This is a genomic window from Ruminococcus sp. CAG:330 (assembly GCF_000437175.1).
Taxonomy (GTDB): domain Bacteria; phylum Bacillota; class Clostridia; order Oscillospirales; family Ruminococcaceae; genus Ruminococcus_C.
Map to the genome: position 1 here is coordinate 1 of NZ_FR898050.1, position 2,387 is coordinate 2,387.

General features: G+C 56.6%; 3 protein-coding genes (1 of these 3 running past the window's edge). All 3 read left to right on the forward strand.

What is annotated here, in order from left to right:
- Positions 1-54 precede the first annotated feature (54 nt).
- Tightly spaced (at most 37 nt apart), the 3 genes in view from QZL66_RS06095 to QZL66_RS06105 form a layout consistent with a single transcriptional unit that may run on beyond the window.
- Positions 55-1,572, forward strand: a complete 1,518-nt coding sequence (locus QZL66_RS06095; RefSeq protein ID WP_022410844.1) for a hypothetical protein — start codon at positions 55-57, stop codon at positions 1,570-1,572.
- A 7-nt stretch (positions 1,573-1,579) separates the two neighbouring features.
- On the forward strand, positions 1,580-2,209 hold the full coding sequence (locus QZL66_RS06100) for a Yip1 family protein (protein WP_022410845.1): 630 nt from the start codon (positions 1,580-1,582) through the stop codon (positions 2,207-2,209).
- 37 nt (positions 2,210-2,246) lie between these two features.
- A protein-coding gene (locus QZL66_RS06105) for a DUF5696 domain-containing protein (protein WP_293601908.1) crosses the window boundary here: on the forward strand, positions 2,247-2,387 show its 5' end (the start). 2,658 nt of this gene lie beyond the right edge of the window; the window shows 141 of its 2,799 coding nt (coding positions 1-141); it begins with the start codon at positions 2,247-2,249; the stop codon falls past the right edge of the window.

Below are 2,387 nucleotides of genomic sequence, written 5' to 3' on the forward strand. Positions count from 1 at the left end.
AAAAGACACGTGTATACGCTTGTGAAGACAGGTTCTAAGAAAGGGTGAGGATTCTTGCAGAACAAGGCAAAATATCTGGCAGCTGCGCTGCTCTCCGGTCTGATGCTGGCAACCGCAGCGGGTGCGCCTGCGGTCTCTGCGGCGGAGCACTACCATGTGTATAACTACGACTGCTGGGGCGAGGCAACGCCGTCGCAGGCAGGCTATGAGGCACAGCGTTCCGTCAGCGGTCTGGATCTGGGCTGCGGGGCATTCAATACCCCCTCGGATCTCTTCCGTGACTGGAACGACCAGTTCTATCTTGTAGACAGCGGCAACAACCGCATTGTTGTGGCAGACCGCACCTTTACCAAGGTGAACCGGATTCTGGATCGCTTCACGCTGGAGGACGGCAGCGAAACCACACTGAAAGCGCCCGAGGGCGTGTATGTGTCGGAGGAAACGGGTCTGATCTACATCGCAGACACCGGAAACTCCCGCTTGCTGGCGTGCGACGAGGATGGCAACGTGCAGATGGAACTGAAACGGCCGGACTCCACATTATATGAAAACGAAACCTTCAAGCCCCAGAAAGTGCTGGTGGACAAGGCAGGCAACATCTATATGGTGCTGAACAACATCACCAACGGTGCAGCCATGTTCAACAGCGAGGGCGAGTTCCAGGGCTACTTCGGCGCCAACTCCGTGGACGCTACCGCAGAGGTCGTGACGAACTACTTCTGGAACATGATCGCCACGGACGAGATGCGTGCCAACTCCTCCCGTAACGTGGCGGCGGGCATCACCAACTTTGACGTGGACGATGAGGGCTTCATCTATACCGTCACCCAGTCCTCCTCCTCCGAGGCGGATCGGGTCAAGAAAGTCAACCCTGCCGGCTATAATCTGTTCTCTGCGCTGGAGGTGACCTTTGGCGATCTGGATTCGGTCTACGACTCCAACACCAATCAGGACTACAGCACCAAGATGGTGGATATCGACATCGACGGCGAGGGACGCATCAACTGTCTGGATTTGGAAACCGGCCGTGTATTCCAGTACGACGAGGACGGCAACCTGCTGTTCATCCTCGGCTCCACCTCCGACCAGCTGGGCGGCTTTTCCATGAAGGTGTCCGCACTGGAGACCATGGGGACGAACATCTACGTGGCGGACTCCATGAAGAACACCGTCACGATCTTCTCGGAAACGGAGTTCGGCGGGATTGTCCACGAGGCAGTGGGACTCTATAACGCCGGCTACTATGCCGAGGCGCTCCAGCCGTGGCGGGAGGTGCTGAAGCGGGACGGCAACTCCCAGATGGCATACGTGGGCATCTCGTCCGCCCTTTATAATGAGGGGGACTATGAGGGCGCTATGAAATATGCGAAACTGGCACAGTCCCGCAATCTGTACGACAAGGCGTTCGAGGGCTACCGCTCCGAGTGGCTGAACCGCAACTTCGGCTGGGTCATCCTCGTGGTTGTAGGACTCATCGGTCTGTGGATCTTCCTCCACATCCGGAGCGTCAGGAAGAAGAAAAACCAACCCAGGAATCTCGTGGAAATGCTGCACGAGGGAGAGGAGGAGTGATGCTGCTATGATGGATCTCACACAAAAGCAATGGGTCAAGCACAGTGTGTTTCACCCCTTTGAGGGCTTCGAAGACCTGCGCTGGAAAAAAGGCGGTTCTGTCCTGTATGCCAGCATTGTGGTCCTGCTCTGGTTCGTGGCGGAGATCGTGCACGACAATCTGGTGGGCTACCAGTTCGCCGTCACCAATCCCAAGATGTTCAGCATCGTCCCGTATCTCGTCCAGACCATCGTGCTGTTTCTGGTCTGGGTCATCGGCAACTGGTCGATCTGCACCCTGCTGGAAGGCGAGGGTACCATAAAGAACATCTACATCTATAGTGCCTATTCCCTGATCCCCTACGTAGTGGGGCTTTACGTCCGGACGATCCTGTCCCACGTGCTGATTCAGGACGAGGCGATCTTCATCACCTGCATCACGGTCATCAGCACCGTCTGGTCAGTCGTCCTGATGTTCAACGCCATCAAGGCGGTGCACCAGTACTCCATCGGCAAGACGATTCTGGCGCTGATCCTCACCGTGGTGGCAATGCTCATGATTCTGATTCTGGTGGTTCTGCTGGTGGCACTGTTCCAGCAGGTATACGTATTCGTTTCTTCCGTCTACACGGAGATCACCTATCGTGTGAGAGTCTAGAAAGGACGGTGGAAAGACAAATGAACAATTGGAAAAAATGGATCGCCGGCGTGTGCGCCCTGAGCCTCTGCCTGACGGCAACGGCGCTTCCGGCATCTGCGGAAGGCGAGGAGGACATCGACCTCATCTCCGACACCTCGGAGGAAACGCCTGTTGCGGACGGCGAACCGGCTGGCGG

Excerpts from the sequence above, each read along its gene's own strand:
- QZL66_RS06100 (WP_022410845.1), top strand. The coding sequence starts at position 1,580 with ATGATGGATCTCACACAAAAGCAATGGGTCAAGCACAGTGTGTTTCAC.